At 62.2% G+C, this 15,623-nt stretch carries 13 protein-coding genes; 6 read left to right on the forward strand and 7 right to left on the reverse strand.

Annotated elements, in window-relative coordinates:
• Positions 1–115 precede the first annotated feature (115 nt).
• A complete protein-coding gene (locus tag IEY62_RS01290; protein ID WP_229784983.1) occupies positions 116–541 on the forward strand; it encodes an Rv3235 family protein in 426 nt (141 codons plus the stop codon).
• A gap of 133 nt (positions 542–674) precedes the next feature.
• Here the strand turns inward: IEY62_RS01290 and secA are convergent, their stop codons facing one another.
• The 4 genes from secA to IEY62_RS21835 all read right to left on the reverse strand — a co-directional run bounded on the left by secA (position 675) and on the right by IEY62_RS21835 (position 6,118).
• Positions 675–3,416, reverse strand: coding sequence for a preprotein translocase subunit SecA (secA, locus tag IEY62_RS01295; RefSeq protein WP_189013242.1), 2,742 nt, complete (start codon positions 3,414–3,416; stop codon positions 675–677).
• Positions 3,417–3,458: 42 nt separating this feature from the next.
• Complete coding sequence (locus IEY62_RS01300) at positions 3,459–4,748, reverse strand: winged helix-turn-helix domain-containing protein (RefSeq protein ID WP_189013243.1); 1,290 nt, start codon at positions 4,746–4,748, stop codon at positions 3,459–3,461.
• A gap of 26 nt (positions 4,749–4,774) precedes the next feature.
• Complete coding sequence (gene hpf / locus IEY62_RS01305; protein ID WP_189013244.1) at positions 4,775–5,503, reverse strand: ribosome hibernation-promoting factor, HPF/YfiA family; 729 nt, start codon at positions 5,501–5,503, stop codon at positions 4,775–4,777.
• A 189-nt stretch (positions 5,504–5,692) separates the two neighbouring features.
• Positions 5,693–6,118, reverse strand: a complete 426-nt coding sequence (locus IEY62_RS21835; protein ID WP_308424475.1) for a phosphoribosyltransferase family protein — start codon at positions 6,116–6,118, stop codon at positions 5,693–5,695.
• Positions 6,119–6,121: 3 nt separating this feature from the next.
• Between IEY62_RS21835 and IEY62_RS21625 the strand changes: the two genes are divergently transcribed.
• Positions 6,122–6,655: a hypothetical protein gene (locus tag IEY62_RS21625; protein WP_229784985.1), complete on the forward strand. Its 534-nt coding sequence runs from the start codon at positions 6,122–6,124 to the stop codon at positions 6,653–6,655.
• A 70-nt stretch (positions 6,656–6,725) separates the two neighbouring features.
• Here the strand turns inward: IEY62_RS21625 and IEY62_RS01315 are convergent, their stop codons facing one another.
• The 3 genes from IEY62_RS01315 to mtrA are packed head-to-tail and all read right to left on the reverse strand — an operon-like array spanning position 6,726 to position 11,045.
• Positions 6,726–8,444, reverse strand: coding sequence for an LpqB family beta-propeller domain-containing protein (locus IEY62_RS01315; RefSeq protein WP_189013246.1), 1,719 nt, complete (start codon positions 8,442–8,444; stop codon positions 6,726–6,728).
• Positions 8,441–10,399, reverse strand: a complete 1,959-nt coding sequence (gene mtrB / locus IEY62_RS01320) for an MtrAB system histidine kinase MtrB (protein WP_229784987.1) — start codon at positions 10,397–10,399, stop codon at positions 8,441–8,443. The genes IEY62_RS01315 and mtrB overlap by 4 nt, the downstream gene beginning before the upstream one ends.
• On the reverse strand, positions 10,371–11,045 hold the full coding sequence (gene mtrA, locus IEY62_RS01325) for an MtrAB system response regulator MtrA (protein WP_189013247.1): 675 nt from the start codon (positions 11,043–11,045) through the stop codon (positions 10,371–10,373). The genes mtrB and mtrA overlap by 29 nt, the downstream gene beginning before the upstream one ends.
• Before the next feature lie 222 nt (positions 11,046–11,267).
• On the opposite strand from mtrA, the gene IEY62_RS01330 reads away from it, so the two are divergent.
• The 4 genes from IEY62_RS01330 to IEY62_RS01345 are packed head-to-tail and all read left to right on the forward strand — an operon-like array spanning position 11,268 to position 15,599.
• Entirely contained in the window at positions 11,268–12,572 is a 1,305-nt protein-coding gene (locus IEY62_RS01330; RefSeq protein WP_229784989.1) for a DUF7847 domain-containing protein, read from the forward strand.
• Positions 12,569–13,261, forward strand: coding sequence for a DUF4129 domain-containing protein (locus IEY62_RS01335; protein ID WP_189013248.1), 693 nt, complete (start codon positions 12,569–12,571; stop codon positions 13,259–13,261). Before IEY62_RS01330 ends, IEY62_RS01335 begins: the two co-directional genes overlap by 4 nt.
• Entirely contained in the window at positions 13,258–14,457 is a 1,200-nt protein-coding gene (locus tag IEY62_RS01340) for a DUF4350 domain-containing protein (protein WP_189013250.1), read from the forward strand. Before IEY62_RS01335 ends, IEY62_RS01340 begins: the two co-directional genes overlap by 4 nt.
• Entirely contained in the window at positions 14,454–15,599 is a 1,146-nt protein-coding gene (locus IEY62_RS01345; protein ID WP_189013252.1) for an AAA family ATPase, read from the forward strand. The genes IEY62_RS01340 and IEY62_RS01345 overlap by 4 nt, the downstream gene beginning before the upstream one ends.
• The last annotated feature ends 24 nt before the right edge of the window (positions 15,600–15,623 follow it).

Below are 15,623 nucleotides of genomic sequence, written 5' to 3' on the forward strand. Positions count from 1 at the left end.
CTCAGGGGCGGCACCAAGCCTCACAGCCAAACCCCAGCGTCATCCCAGCAGAAGCCACCCGAGCATAAGCGTTCCCCGCGCTTTGGCTCATGTAGTGAATGCCAGAGGTATGACCATGTCCGTTGCAACAGCAAGCCGGCCCCCAATCCGCCAGGGCCCCCAACGTGCCAGCGCTTCGTCCGGCACGAGAAGAGGGGCCGACACAGACATCCGGCTGGTGGCGCGAAGTATCGCACAGGCTGCCCTTGAGGTTCTGGCAGGCACGCGTCCACTGGTCCAGTTGTCGCGTTCGCTGGACCCGGAGTGCTATTTGGCGCTTCAGCATCGAGCGGCCCTGACACGCAAACACGCTGCGCGCAGCAAGGGAAGTCCACAACCGCACCTCAGCCCGATGGTCCGTTCGGTTCGCGCTTGTTCCATCAGCGAATCAATTTGCGAAGCCAGCATCGTGGTTGCTGAGGAGGGCCGCTGCCGGGCCGTAGCCATGCGTCTCGAGCGTACAGACGGTGTCTGGCAGGTCACTGCGTTGGAGATCGGCTGAGTCCATGGAAGTCCCGGCCGCAGTTCAGAAGTCCGGCAACAGTTCAGAAGTCCGGGCAGTAGTTCACAAGTCCGGATATAGCGAAGGGGCGATCCCCGGACCAGTAGGTCCGGGGATCGCCCCGACTTCAGTTCTAGCGGCGCTTCTTCTTCGCCGGCTTGCGCTGATCTTGGCCTGCTGCCTTGGCAGGGTTCCCTGAACGACCGGACGCCCGGCCCTCGATCCGGGTCTGCGTAGCGCCATCCTCACCGGGAGCGGTGTACTGCAATTGGGCCGGTTTCTCCGGAGCCTGCAGGCCGGCGGCCCGGATCTGGGGATCGTGATGTTCTGTATGTCCCCCGGCTGCCGAGTCATCCGCCACTACGACATCTTCGGCGGGAGTGACTTCCACTTCGAGGTTGTACAGGAAGCCGATGCTCTCCTCGCGGATGGCCTCCATCATGCTCTGGAACATCACGAAGCCTTCGCGCTGGTATTCAACCAGGGGATCGCGCTGGGCCATTGCGCGGAGACCGATTCCCTCCTTGAGGTAGTCCATCTCGTAGAGGTGTTCCTGCCATTTGCGTCCAAGGACCGACAGCACAACACGTCGTTCCAGTTCACGCATGCTTTCGGAGCCAATGGCTTCTTCGCGTGCCTGATAGACCAGGCGAGCGTCGGAGAGGATTTCCTCGCGCAGGAAATCAGCCGTAATCCTCGACTTGCCACCGGCTTCCTCGATGACTTCATCCGGGGTAACCGTCGCAGGGTACAGAGTCTTCAGGTTCGTCCACAGCTGGTTGAAGTCCCAATCGTCGCCGTTGCCTTCAGCCGTTGCTGCATCAATGAGGGCGTTGATGGTGTCTTCAAGGAAGTACTGGACCTTTTCGTGCAGGTCATCGCCTTCAAGGATCCGGCGGCGGTCGCCGTAGATTGCTTCGCGCTGGCGGTTGAGGACGTCGTCGTATTTGAGGACATTCTTACGCTGTTCCGCGTTGCGGGCCTCCACCTGTCCCTGGGCCGAGGCGATGGCACGTGAGACAAGTTTTGACTCAAGTGCGACATCGTCAGGTACCGAGCTGTTCATGAGCCGCTCAGCCGCCCCCGAGTTGAACAGCCGCATGAGGTCGTCCGTGAGTGAGAGATAGAAGCGGGACTCGCCGGGGTCGCCCTGGCGTCCGGAGCGGCCGCGCAACTGGTTGTCGATGCGGCGGGATTCGTGTCGTTCCGTACCCAGGACGTAAAGCCCACCCAGGTTCAGCACTTCTTCGTGTTCATCCTTGACGGCCTGCTTCGCTGCAGCGAGGGCCTCGGGCCACGCGGCCTCGTACTCCTCGGAGTTCTCCTCCGGGTCCAGTCCGCGCTTGGCGAGCTCGGCAATGGCGGTAAATTCGGCGTTGCCGCCCAGCATGATGTCAGTACCGCGGCCAGCCATGTTGGTTGCCACCGTTACAGCGCCCTTGCGTCCTGCCTGGGCAACGATGGATGCTTCCCGGGCGTGGTTCTTCGCGTTCAGGACTTCGTGGCGGATGCCTTCCTTGGCCAGCAGCTTGGAGAGGTATTCGCTCTTCTCAACGCTCGTGGTACCGACCAGCACGGGTTGGCCGTTCTCGTGGCGCTCGGCGATATCCGTCACGACGGCGTCGAACTTCACAACCTCGTTCTTGTAGACGAGGTCCGACTGGTCGATGCGCTGCATGTCACGGTTGGTGGGGATGGGAACCACACCGAGCTTGTAGGTGCTCATGAACTCGGCGGCTTCAGTCTCTGCCGTGCCGGTCATGCCGGAGAGCTTTGAGTACATGCGGAAGTAGTTCTGCAGAGTCACGGTGGCGAGGGTCTGGTTCTCAGCCTTGATCTCGACGTTTTCCTTGGCCTCAATGGCCTGGTGCATACCTTCGTTGTAGCGGCGTCCGGCCAGGATACGTCCGGTGTGCTCGTCAACGATCAGGACCTCGCCGTCGAGGATGACGTAGTCCTTGTCCCGCTTGAAAAGTTCCTTGGCCTTGATGGCGTTGTTCAGGAAGCCAATAAGCGGGGTGTTGGCCGATTCGTAAAGGTTCTGGATCCCGAGGTAGTCCTCCACCTTTTCAATACCGGCCTCAAGGACTCCGACGGTTCGCTTCTTCTCGTCCACTTCGTAGTCGACATCGGGCTGGAGCCGGAGGACAACCTTCGCGAATTCGCTGTACCAGCGGTTCGTGTCGCCTTGGGCCGGACCGGAGATAATGAGCGGCGTACGGGCCTCGTCGATGAGGATCGAGTCGACTTCATCCACAATCGCGAAGTTATGTCCGCGCTGAACCAGCTCACTGGCGTCCCAGGCCATGTTGTCCCGGAGGTAATCGAAGCCGAATTCGTTGTTGGTTCCGTACGTAATGTCCGCTGCGTACTGCTCCCTGCGGACCGTTGGATCCTGATTGGAGAGGATGCAGCCGCTGGTGAGGCCGAGGAACCGATAGACGCGGCCCATGAGCTCGGACTGGTATTCAGCCAGGTAGTCATTGACGGTCACTACGTGCACGCCCTTGCCGGTGAGCGCATTCAAGTAAGCCGGCGCCGTAGCGACGAGGGTCTTGCCTTCACCGGTCTTCATTTCAGCGATGTTGCCCAGGTGAAGTGCGGCACCGCCCATAAGCTGCACGTCGAAGTGGCGCATGCCCAAGGTTCGGGATGAAGCTTCCCGCACGGCGGCGAAGGCTTCCGGCAGCAATGCGTCCAGCGTCTCCCCATCCTGGTACCGGGACCGTAGAACGTCCGTTTCGGCGCGGAGTTCGGCATCCGTGAAGGACTTGAAAGAGTCTTCCAGGGCATTGATGGAATCGGCATAGTTCCGCAGTTGCTTAAGGGTCTTTTTGTCACCCGTGCGGAGAAGTTTTTCGATTAGTGATGCCACGTGAAAGTGCTCCCAGTCTCATGCTGCCGAATTCTGGCTGTTTCAGTCTACGGGAGAGACCAAGGCAGCGTGGCCGGGTTCACCTCTGAGCGGACTGGCGTTTCGGGGTTCTGCGTAGGGAAGCGTTGCCCGTCCGGTAACAGCCTCCGCCAGGTCGCCCGCGAGATCCCCGGCCGGCCATACCACTACATCATGCAGGCCGAGCCATGCCGCCATGAGCCCTAGTTCAGCAGCAAGCTCGACGGCGGTATCCGCCGGCGCGTCCGGCTCCCGGAACGCCGAGCGAACCAGCAGTTGACCTGCTGTACGGTCCGCCTTCAGGTCGACCCTGGCTACGATGCGCTCCCTGAGCAGGAAAGGCAGCACGTAGTAACCGAAACGGCGCTTCGCTGCAGGGGTGTAAATCTCGATCCGGTAGTGGAAGCCAAAGAGTTCCTCAAGACGCCGACGTTCAAAGACGAGGGAGTCGAAGGGACTTAACAGCGCCCGCCCCTCGGCCTTCCGGGGAAGTCTGGCTTCGATATGCCTGAAAGTTTCCCGTTCCCATCCCCGGACCGTCACGGGTTCCAGCACGCCGGCGCCCACCAGCCTTCCAACTGATTCTGCCCCCGCCTTGAGCGGGGTCCGGAAGTAATCGGAAAAGCACCTTACTGTGCCTATGCCGTGTGCCCGGGCTGCTGCCTCAATCAGGCGGTCAAGGGCGCCTCCGGCATCCACGGCAGGCGTGGGATAGGTGGTAACCACACGCGAGGTGGGAGTGTATTTGCGTTCGAACTGGGATGTGCGGGACGCAGCCGAAACGCGCCCTTCTTCAAAAAGGTGTTCCAAAACCCTTTTAACGATGTTCCAGTTCCAACCCCAATTATCGCGATCGGCTACGGGAGTGTGTCCGAGTTTCGCGGTGAGTTCCGAGGCGGTCATGGGGGGACCACCGTTCAAGACCGCCAGAATTCGATCCTCCATGTCCCGGCGTATACCGGGATCCAGGCGATGCGCCCCCACCCATGCGCGCTTCTGCCATTGAAGCAAATCCGGGAAGTGCTCGGGCCGTATGAAGCTGGCCTCGTGCGCCCAGTACTCCATCATTTTCCGGGGCTTGCGGGCGGACAGGGTGAAAAGAATGTTGGGGTCGTAATTTCCCAGCCGGGAGAAGAAAGGAAGGTAGTGGCTGCGCGCGACCACATTCACGGAATCGATCTGGACAAGCTGTATTTGGGCAAAGGTCCGGCCCACTGCCCGTGCAGTCACGGGGCCAGCGGGCCGGACCTTTGCCAATCCTTGAGCTGCCAATGCGATCCGCCGCGCCTGTGAGAGGCTCAGCGAAGCGGTCATTGGTATCCCTTCGTCAGTGGCAGGCCTTACTTGGCGGTGGCGGCTTGGTCGTCGGAACGATACGCGAGGATTTTCTCCTCGACGGCATCTTCGCCGGGTTCGCAGGTGGAATCAAGGGTAATTACACCGTAGGTCCAGCCGCTTCGCCGGTAGACGACCGATGGTGCGTTGGTTTCCTTGTCCAGGAAGAGGTAGAAGTTGTGCCCCACCAGTTCCATGTTGTCTACCGCATCATCCAGTGTCAGGGATGCAGCAGGGAACACCTTCCGGCGGATCAAAACAGGTGAGTCGCCGGCAGGGATGTCGTTCTCGATGTCATAAGGAGAACGCTCCACTGCATCCGCAGCGGCCTCCTGATGGTTGCTGGCCTCCACGTAGAGAGGCTCGTTGGCACTTGCGGGTTCAAGAGTTGCCGTAGCTTCCCGCACGGCCTTGGGTGTGTGCCGGCCGTGGTGCACCTTTTTCCGGTCCTTCGCACGACGAAGCCTCTCGAGGAGCTTGTTGTACGCGAGATCGAAGGCAGCGAATTTGTCAGCGGCTGTGGCCTCGGCACGGATAACGGGGCCTCGGCCCAGGACTGTCACTTCGACGGTGAGCTCACCCGGGGTCTGCCGGGGATTGGTTTCCTTTGAAACCTTGGCGTCTACTCGCTGGACCTTGTCCCCCAACGATTCAATCTTAGAGATTTTCTCGCCGGCGTATTCGCGAAAGCGGTCTGAAACTGTCAGATTTCGTCCGCTGATCATGAACTCCATGGTGCCCTCCAAATAACTCAGGTGACACGACAACGGCACTGTTAGGGGCTGATCTGACGGACAGTCGAGCCCCTTTCCGAGCCGCTATCGACAGGTACATCTTTTCTTGGTACCCAAGATCGACGTTAGTTCATCGCAACGCGTTATTCATCCTTTGGCCACTTATTTTTTGATTGAGTCTTAACAGCTTCACGGGTGGTCGTGTGCTGGCGTCATTGAGGCGTAGGCTGGTGGCCTCGTGGCCGCCAACACGACCGCTCCGCAGACTACGCCTCCTGCGGCTTCCACAGCACGTGCCGCCTCGGCAAGAGTTGCCCCTGTTGTGAGGACGTCGTCCACAAGGATGCACCTCGTTCCCTGGACCAGCCTTGTCCGTGTACGCCTGACGCGCATGGAACCTCTGACCTTGCGGGACCTTTCACCGCGCCCCAGCCCCTTCTGGCCTGAACCTCCATCCCTGGTATGACTGCCTAATAATGCGTCCACGACTCCTGACGCCAAATTCGGGAGGCATCCCCGGCCGTCCCTGCGGAAGGATAAGACCCGGACCTTCATCAGCACATCGCGGTGCGGGCTTTGGGTATGCGAGTGGCGCAGACGCAGTATGAGGAGCATCAAATGCAGCGGACTGAATCCGCGCTTTCGGTACGCGCTGCCGCTGGTTGGAACGGGAACAAGGCAAAAGCCGGTCTCATTGCCAACGGCAGCATCCAGGGCCTTGCCAAGGCAGCCTGCCAAAACACCCGCCAGACGCCACTGACCGAAGTGTTTGAACGAAAGCAGGCATTGCGCCAACTCGTCCCGATAGGGTCCCGCAGCAACGACGCCGAGCCGCGGCCCGCCGTCGACTGCCACAAGCGCCGGCGATTGCAGCTCTGCCCGGAAGGGCTGTCCACACAGTTGGCGGACACGTTTGGCACAACCTCTGCAAAGGACGGTGTCTTCCACGCCGCAACAGACGCATTCGACGGGAACCACAATTGTCCGGAGGTCTTCCAGCGCGCCGTGCAAGGCCGCAATCAACCGCCCACTCCGTCTGGGGTCCCTTCCGCGGCGAGGTGCCCTGCCCGGGTCGGGCGCCAACAGATCCGGGTCCCGGCCGGGACGTCTTTCTCCGCCGAACAACCGACTGCTGGGTGGAAGGATCATTGACCCAGTTTGTCCCTGGTCCCTCCAAGGAAGAAGCCACAACGCGTGCTATGTGGACAATCCTCCGCGAGCATCACCCAGGGAAAGCCGGTTCCGTGGGGCCTTTGAGTTGCAGTTCCCAGCCATTTCCAACCCGTTGGAAAATGCCGGCCTCGGATTGGCCGAAGATCTGCTCGGGACCATTGCCCGCGCTGATGCTGGTCAGTCCGTCCCAGGGAGCAAGCTGTTGCGCCTCCCCTGATGCGAGGGAGAGCAACTCCGGAACCACGGTGGACGTGGCCGAAGCGGACATCACTGCCACAGTTGAAGCGTTCACCCAGACTCCCTGGTCTGCCGCGCCGGTGGTGATGAGTGTAATGGGGGCAGTGAGGTCCTTGGGGACGCCGTCGGGATTACGGACGATGCCGGCGATCTGCACGGTGGATTTTCCGTTGGCCTCGGAAATGACCAGTGCCCTTGTTCCCTCCCTGGAAACCCTGAAGTCCTTCACGGTTCGCCCGGAAAGCCACGACGGGGTGATGGTGACGTTGGGAATTGCCATGCCCGGTGCGATTCCGGTGGGTTTGTAGGCCACCACTTCTGCCGCCCCGTTGGCTCCTGGACCTGCTGTCCACACCCAGTCCTGGGGGCTGAAGGACGGTCCGGTGAGCGTGCTTCTGGTAGTCAGCTGGCGGGCAGGCTGACCGGGTTCGATCGAGTAGAGGGTGGTCTTGTCCCCGTTGAGGAAGGCGGTGGTCTGGGATGCCGGTGATTCGGCCGGCGAATGCGGTCCGAGTCCTGCTACGGACTGGATGTCGGGGAGCGGCGCGATCCGGTTGTTTTCGTAACGCACCAGTTCGCCGTTGTTCACCGCGATCTGGCGGGCCGGAACTGTCTTGTCCACCACAGGCGGCAGGACCGTGCCATTGTCTTCCACCCGGACCAGGTCCTGGTCTGCGCGCAGTTGCACGTTGATGACGTCCGGCTGGCTACGGAACGTGAGAGCCAACTGGTTCTGCATCCTTTGACGGTCTTCGGCTGAGGCGTCGAACAACTCCTTGGCCGAGAGATCCACCTGCGCTGCACCTGAAACCACCGGAACGGATTCACGGGCGAGCTTCATTCCTGAAGGGAAGGCACTGACAACAGCGCCGCGCAGATACGGCGCTGGACCGGCAAGCAAGGCGCTGGTCATGGACTTGACCGTGTTCTTTTTGATGAACCACCGGTAATCGGGCACCGCATACGTGAAGGTTGGATCATAGAAGTAGATGGGAAACGCCCCGTAGATCACTTTGAAGGTTTCCTCGGGAATCGCAGTTCCGTCCGGCACCTTGGAGATCCGCCACTGCCCCTCCACCTGTTCGAGCGTCAGCGGGATGGTCTCCTTGGTTCCCGGCGGGTACTGCGTTGCAACGCCGTCGGCATCCACGGAGTAGGCGAGGTCGAGCACATAAAGGTACTCATTTTCCACCGAGGACTTGACCACTTCTGCCTCGCGGAAAACAATTGCCCGCTTATCCGGCTTCCACGTGACCGACTGAGCCTGCGTCAAGTATTGGCGGGCCACAGGGTAGTCGTCCTCATAGCCGCTGCCGGCCATGTAAAAATCCTCGATGATCGATTCCGGACTTGAGCCCTCCCGTGGTGCGGCCGGAAAAAACACAGGTGCGTTGGGATTTCCGGCGCCTTCGTCCTTGCTCTTGCCAACCGGGCCGGAACGGGGAATCTGTGCACAGGATGAGAGCAGGAGCAGGACCACAGCCAGCAATGCCAGGAAGGTCCTGCGGCGCCCGGATCCGGACTCTGTCATGGCTTCTCCCCTTGTTCGTGATCCTGGGCCGCCGGCTCTCCACTGCCGGAGGGGGATTCAAGCGCGGTGCCTGTGTTGTCCGTGCCGAGCACAAGTACATGCCGTTCGCTTGTGGCGCCGGGGAAATCTATGTCGGCAGGTTCCAGCAGCAGCGGGGACTTGACGATCGAACCTCCCTGCCGCAGGGGCAGTGTCAATCGGAAGTTGGATCCGGCGCCCTTACTGCCCCACGCCTGCAGCCACCCGTTGTGGAGCTTGGTGTCCTCGGCCGCAATCGACAGGCCCAGGCCGCTGCCGCCTGTGGTCCGGGCCCGTGCGGGGTCCGCGCGCCAGAAGCGGTCGAATACCCGGGCCGCCTCAGCCTGGCTCATGCCTATCCCATGGTCCCTGACGGACACGGCCACGGCGTCGTGGTTGGCCGCAACTGAAATGTGGACCGGTTTGCCTTCTCCGTGTTCAAGGGCGTTGAGCAACAGATTGCGGAGGATCCGTTCGATTCTCCGTGAATCCATCTCCACCACTATGCTCTTCTGCCGGGCGTTGAGTCGGACTTCCGAACCGTACTCTTCCGCCACCGGCGCCGCGCCTTCCACCACATGGGCGACGACCTGGAAGATGTCCTGGGGTTCAGCGTCGAGAACAGCGGCACCAGCATCGAAGCGGGAAATTTCCAACAGGTCCGACAACAATGACTGGAAGCGCTCAACCTGGTAGTAGAGCAACTCCGCCGACCTCTTGTTCATGGGGTCGAAATCATCACGGGCATCGAAGAGGACTTCGGCCGCCATCCGGACGGTGGTCAACGGGGTGCGCAGTTCGTGGGACACATCGGAGACGAAGCGTTGCTGCATCTGCGACAAAGTGGCCAATTGGGTGATCTGTTCCTGGAGACTCGCCGCCATGTGGTTGAAGGATGCCCCCAGCCGGGCTACTTCGTCTTCGCCCTTGACCACCATGCGCTCCTGCAACTGCCCTGCAGCCAGCTTCTCGGAGACGACGGCGGCATGGCTGACCGGACTGACGACGTTCCGGGTTACGTACCAGGCAATGGCACCGATCATCAGGACCAGGGCCGCACCACCTGCCCACAAAACATTCTGGATCTCGTCCAAGGTCTGCTGCGCGGTGTTGAGGTCGTAAATCAGGTACAGCTCGTAGACGGTGCCGTTGAAGGTGACTTTGTTTCCAACCGCAATTCCGGGGCGGTCCTCATTGCCCACTGGGAATTGGGTGGGTGCCCAGAACTGCTGCTTGCCACCTTCCTGGACGGCCTTGCGGAGGTCGGGGGGTATCACCCGGATGGTCAGCTGGTCCGAGGCACGAGACTCCACCCACCGGTTGCGGGGTTTGGTCTGTTCCGGCGCCGCTTCGAAAACGTATCTCCGCTGGATGACCGAACCGCGGCCTTCGACTGCTGTCAACGTGTCGTAGACGAGGGTGATGACGCTGGACTGGTCGGTGACTTGCGCGCCGTCGAACGTGTCCTGGACTTGTTTGACGTTGTACCGCGACTCGGATTCAGCTTGGGCCAGGCGTTCCTGGAAGAGGTTGTTGGCTATCTGGTTGGACAGGTAGGCGCCAACGATGGCGAAAGATGTCACGGCCAGCAGCAGGGTGGTGAGGACGGTGCGGAATTCCATGGAACGCCGCCAGCGGCGGAGAATCGAACGCCACAGGAAGCGCAGCCCCGGTTTGATCTGGCGTACGCCGATGGTAACGAGGCGGGAAACACGAAGGACCAGGATCAGCCCGCGGCGGGTCCAGATCCGGGCACGGGAAAGCAGCCACGGCAGGTTCCGGACCTGCTGTGGTTGTGTTGGTTCGGCCGTCGACGGCGGAGCCAGACTCCCGGTCCCCGCACCCTCTGCGTCAGGACCTGCTGCCCCCAGGGCTTCATCAGGCTTGCCGGTTTCTCCGGCCGGGGACTCAGGAACCTGCTTTATATCCGACACCACGCACCGTCAAAACGACCTCGGGCGCTTCAGGATCGCGTTCAATCTTGGAGCGCAGACGCTGGACGTGCACATTGACCAAGCGCGTGTCGGCAGCGTGCCGGTAGCCCCAGACCTGTTCCAGGAGCAATTCCCGGGTGAAGACCTGCCACGGCTTGCGTGCCAGGGCAACGAGGAGGTCGAACTCAAGGGGAGTCAGGGAGATACGGTCTCCGCCGCGGGTCACCAGGTGGCCGGCGACGTCGATGGTCACATCCGCGATACGCAGGGTTTCCGGGGCCTTTTGATCGCCCGGCCGCAGCCGCGCACGGACACGCGCCACAAGTTCGGCAGGTTTGAACGGCTTGGGCACGTAGTCATCAGCGCCGGACTCAAGTCCGCGGACCACGTCGGAGGTGTCGGACTTCGCGGTGAGCATGACGATCGGGACGTCCGATTCCCCCCGGATTTGCCGGCATACCTCGATGCCATCAGAGCCAGGCAGCATAAGGTCCAGCAGCACCAGGTCCGGTTTGGATGAGCGGAACACCTCCAAGGCCTGTCCGCCATCTGCGCAGAACACCGGCTCGAAGCCATCATTCCGCAGGACGATACCAATCATCTCTGCGAGTGCTTCGTCGTCGTCAACTACCAGAATGCGTGCCTTCATAGTTATATATTCCCTTATCACCAAGTCTTTGTCCTGTTGGGCGCCGCGCACGGCATGGCGCCCAAGGGGGCAGTTCCACCGTACTGCACCACGGTGCGGCACGCCCGCAAACGCGGCTCGTGCGGCGGGCTATGAGGGACGACGGCGGGACTATAGGCTGGGTGCGAAGGTCCGCATGGGGGACGTCGAATGTCGGCGGACCGGACCTCATGGGGAGGAAACGTGTCACAGCCAGACCACGGCCATCGCCCGCCGGCGGGTGGCCAGCCGGCGTGGGAAAACCAGCCACCGTACGGCATGCCGCCCGGTGGCCAAATGCCCGGCGGCCAAATGCCCGGTGGCCAAATGCCGGGAGGTCAAATTCCCGGTGGCCAACCTGCGTGGGGAAACCAGCCCCAGTGGGGCGGGCCATCAGTGTGGCCGGCTCCCCCGGGCCAAGGGCAAAACTGGCAGGGCGCCCCTGGCCCCGCATGGCCCCCCGGGCCTCCCTATGGCCAGCCCCAGTACATAGCTCCACCCAAACCCGGAGTCATCCCGCTGCGCCCGTTGCAGTTCGGCGAAATCCTTGATGGGTCCTTCCAGACGATCCGGCGCAACGCTGCCTCGATGTTCGGCTCGGCGTTGATTGTCCAGGCGCTGGGAGCGGTAGTCATCGGGGTCATCTCAGTGCTGATGGTCCAAATGACGGTCTCCTTGGAATCAGTGGACTCCAGGGCTGATTTCGCTGAAGCCATGGGCCCGATTTTCGCTTTGATGGCGGGAGCCCTGGGGGTTTCACTGCTGCTCGGTTTCCTGGGCTCTGTCCTTCAGGGTGTTTTGGCAGTCCCGGTGGCCCGTTCCGTCCTCAACCGGCGGACAGGTTTCAAACAGATGTGGAAGCTTGCCGGGAAACGGATTCTTCGCCTGTTGGGCGTCGCCGGACTGTTGACCATCGGCGGGATACTTGCTTTGGCTGCCGTGGTGGGCATCGCAGTGTTGTTGTTGACAGCCATGGGACCCGGTGCGCTGTTGATCGTCCTTCCCCTGGGTCTTGGCTCCGTGGTTGTCTTTCTCTGGATCGGCTTGAAGCTGATGCTTGCGCCGGCTGTCATAGTGGTGGAGCAAACGGGCGTTTACGACGGCCTCCTCAGATCGTGGCAGCTGACCAAGAACAATTGGTGGCGGATATTCGGGATCACCTTGGTGGTAACCCTGATGCTGGGAATCATCGCCCAGGTCGTGCAGATCCCGGCATCCCTGGCCGCCGGATTAATCAGCGGGACTGTGGCACCCCATCCGGATGCCGAAACCACCACTTCCATGCTGGTTATTACCACCGTTATTTCCACGGCCATCCAAGCCCTCGTGGGATCGGTTACGTTCGCTTTCCAGTCCTCAGTCTCGGCTTTGCTCTACATGGACCTCCGCATGCGGCGTGACGGCCTTGATGTTGAGTTGATGAGGATGCTGGAAACCGGCGCGGACCCGGACGGGGTACCGGGCGGCCCCTCGGCTGCGCCGGGTCCCGTTGGCTGGCCCCAGGTATGACGGCAACCCCCGTGGGTGTGATTGGTCCTTTGTTGTCCATGGAGCCGCCCGTTACTCCGGACCGCGAAGAAGCCCGGCGCTGGGCCCTTGAAGAACTTGCCAAACCCCAATATCCCGATGCCCGCCCCGGATGGGTGGACCAGTTATGGCGTGACTTCCTTGATTGGCTTTCAACGTTGGGGGGAGACGGAACAGGCCCGGACACCAACTTCGCCCTGCCCGCGATTGTTGCCATCGCCGTGGCGCTCATCATCGTCGCAGTTATTGTGGTCCGGCCCCGGCTGAATGCGCGCCGGAGATCCCGGACTGAGGACATCTACGGAGCAGACAGCACCATGGATGCCGACGGCTACCGGAAACGGGCGTCAACGGCTGCCGACGACGGCGACTGGGCGGCCGCCGTCGTCGACCAGTTCCGGGCGTTGGTCCGATCGGCCGAAGAACGGGACATCATCGATGTCCGGGCAGGCAGGACTGCCGATGAAGCGTCGGCTCAATTGGGGCAGGTTTTCAGCACGGCCCAGCAACGCCTGGGTGCAGCGGCCCTCCTTTTCGACGCCATCCGGTACGGCGAGCAGGGCGCAACCCGCGCAGACTATGAGTCCACCCGCGCGCTGGATGCCGAGTTGCTGACGATGAAACCCGACTTCGACGGCGTAGTCCACACAGGATTCGCGGTGCCCCGATGACACTGACCGCCAACCAGCCCGCGCAGGATCACGAGCCCGCACCCCCTGTCCCCTCCCCCGGGCAGGCTTTCCCCCGATGGTTCCGCAAACACCTGACGTGGATTGCGCTGGGCGCGCTTCTGGTGGGATTGGTGACGTATCTTGCCGTCTCCAACATGTCCGGCGCGACCGACCCCCGGGCGCTCTCCGCGCGGAACCCTGCCCCCGACGGGGCAATGGCCGCAGCGGAGATCCTGGGACGGCACGGAGTGGCCCTGACCACCACGGATTCCTACGACGACACTGTGTCGGCGTTGTCGGACAAGGACCAGGCCACACTCTTCCTCTATGACCCCCGCGGATACCTGGACCAATCCCGGCTCAAGGACCTCACGGCGGCCGCAGACCGCGTGGTGGTGGTCACGCCAAGGCTGCGAACACTCAACGGGCTTGGTCCCGGGTTCCGTCCCGGCGGCGTGATTCCCGAGGGCCAAACGGTCATCGAACCCGCCTGCGCCGTGGAGGACGCCACGGTCTCGGGCCCGGTGTCGGCGCAGGGCTCCGTCTATTCGGGACCCGAAGCGTGTTACTCCAGCCGAGGTGACGGGCCCGGTTTGTACGCGGCATCCGCAGACGGCACGTTGGTGGTCCTGGGCAGCACCGATTTGGTGGACAACGAGCACCTTGCCTTGCAGGGCAACGCCGCCCTGGCTCTTCGCACTTTGGGGAACAACCCCGACCTCATTTGGTATTTGCCCGGCGTCAAGGACATTTCCGCGAGCGATACGGCTCCCACACTCAGCGAACTTGCGCCCAAATGGTTGGCCTTCGCGGGGCCTTGGCTGGGTATCGTGGCGCTGCTGGCAATCGGCTGGCGTGGACGGCGCCTGGGCCCCCTCGTTTTCGAACCCCTTCCCGTCGTGGTCAAAGCAGCCGAATCGGCTGAAGGAAGGGCCCGGCTCTACCAGGATGCACGGGCTGTGGAGCGTGCGGCCGGGAACCTGCGGGCAGGGACCCTGACCCGCCTCGCCCGCCATTTCAACCTCGGAGCCGACGCAACCACGGACGCCGTAGTAGACGCATGCGCGCGACGACTGGAGCGGCCGGCCCCGGAACTACGGTGGGTCCTGGTCGACTTCATGCCCGGGACCGAAGGACAACTGGTGCAGTGGGCACAAAAGCTTGAACGAATAGAACAGGAGGCGAGAACCCGATGAGCAGCCAGCCGAACAGCTACACGGACTCAAACAACCAGTACACGGGCGGGGCGATGCCACAACACGCCCCTGCGACACAAGACGACCCCATGAAGCAGGCCAACCAGGCACCGGACAACCAAGCACCGCACAACCAGGCACCGCACAACCACGTACCGGCCAGCGACGAAAGCCGCCCGCGTCCGGTTGCCGAGGACCCGGCACGCCAGTCGCTGCTGAACGTGCGTGCCGAAGTGGGCAAGGCCGTCGTCGGGCAGGATCCCACGGTCACCGGAATGCTGATCGCGTTGCTCTGTGGCGGGCATGTCCTTTTGGAGGGCGTACCCGGTGTGGCCAAAACGCTCCTGGTACGGGCGCTGTCCACCGCATTGAGCCTGGATACCAAGCGCGTTCAGTTCACCCCTGACCTCATGCCAGGCGATGTGACGGGCTCGCTTGTCTACGACTCCCACTCCTCGGAATTCACGTTCCGCGAAGGCCCCGTCTTCACCAACATCATGTTGGCGGACGAAATCAACCGGACGCCGCCCAAAACCCAGGCGTCCTTGCTCGAAGCGATGGAAGAGCGGCAGGTGTCGGTTGACGGTGTTTCGCGCCCACTCCCCGTACCTTTCATCGTGGCCGCAACCCAGAACCCGGTGGAGTACGAAGGAACCTACCCCCTTCCGGAGGCACAGCTTGACCGCTTCCTCCTCAAATTGACCATGCCGCTTCCCGGACGGTCAGAGGAAATCGAGGTGATTCGACGCCATGCCAATGGCTTTGACCCGCGGGACCTTGCAGCGGCCGGGGTGCGGCCGGTGGCGGGAGCCTCGGACCTTTCATCGGCGCAGGCTGCAGTGGCACAGGTTGCCGTTGCTCCTGAACTTTTGTCGTACATCGTTGACATTGTCCGGGCCACCAGGTCCGCTCCGTCCTTCCAGCTGGGCGTCTCCCCCCGTGGTGCCACCGCCCTGCTCAATACAGCCAAGGCGTGGGCCTGGCTGTCCGGCCGGACCTTTGTAACCCCTGACGACGTCAAGGCCCTGTCACTTCCGTGCCTCCGGCACCGGGTGGGGCTCCGGCCTGAAGCCCAGATGGACGGGATCCAGGTTGATGACGTCCTGGGGAGCATCCTCGCCTCGGTTCCGGTGCCGCGGTGATACGGATCTGCCTGGCCGTGGGGG

This window comes from Paenarthrobacter histidinolovorans (genome assembly GCF_014647595.1).
In the GTDB taxonomy this organism is placed as follows: domain Bacteria; phylum Actinomycetota; class Actinomycetes; order Actinomycetales; family Micrococcaceae; genus Arthrobacter; species Arthrobacter histidinolovorans.

Coding starts and splice junctions, on each gene's coding strand:
- IEY62_RS01290 (WP_229784983.1), top strand. CDS start 116: ATGTCCGTTGCAACAGCAAGCCGGCCCCCAATCCGCCAGGGCCCCCAA.
- IEY62_RS01300 (WP_189013243.1), bottom strand. CDS start 4,748: ATGACCGCTTCGCTGAGCCTCTCACAGGCGCGGCGGATCGCATTGGCA.
- hpf (WP_189013244.1), bottom strand. CDS start 5,503: ATGGAGTTCATGATCAGCGGACGAAATCTGACAGTTTCAGACCGCTTT.
- IEY62_RS21835 (WP_308424475.1), bottom strand. CDS start 6,118: ATGCTCCTCATACTGCGTCTGCGCCACTCGCATACCCAAAGCCCGCAC.
- IEY62_RS21625 (WP_229784985.1), top strand. CDS start 6,122: ATGCAGCGGACTGAATCCGCGCTTTCGGTACGCGCTGCCGCTGGTTGG.
- IEY62_RS01315 (WP_189013246.1), bottom strand. CDS start 8,444: ATGACAGAGTCCGGATCCGGGCGCCGCAGGACCTTCCTGGCATTGCTG.
- mtrA (WP_189013247.1), bottom strand. CDS start 11,045: ATGAAGGCACGCATTCTGGTAGTTGACGACGACGAAGCACTCGCAGAG.
- IEY62_RS01335 (WP_189013248.1), top strand. CDS start 12,569: ATGACGGCAACCCCCGTGGGTGTGATTGGTCCTTTGTTGTCCATGGAG.
- IEY62_RS01340 (WP_189013250.1), top strand. CDS start 13,258: ATGACACTGACCGCCAACCAGCCCGCGCAGGATCACGAGCCCGCACCC.
- IEY62_RS01345 (WP_189013252.1), top strand. CDS start 14,454: ATGAGCAGCCAGCCGAACAGCTACACGGACTCAAACAACCAGTACACG.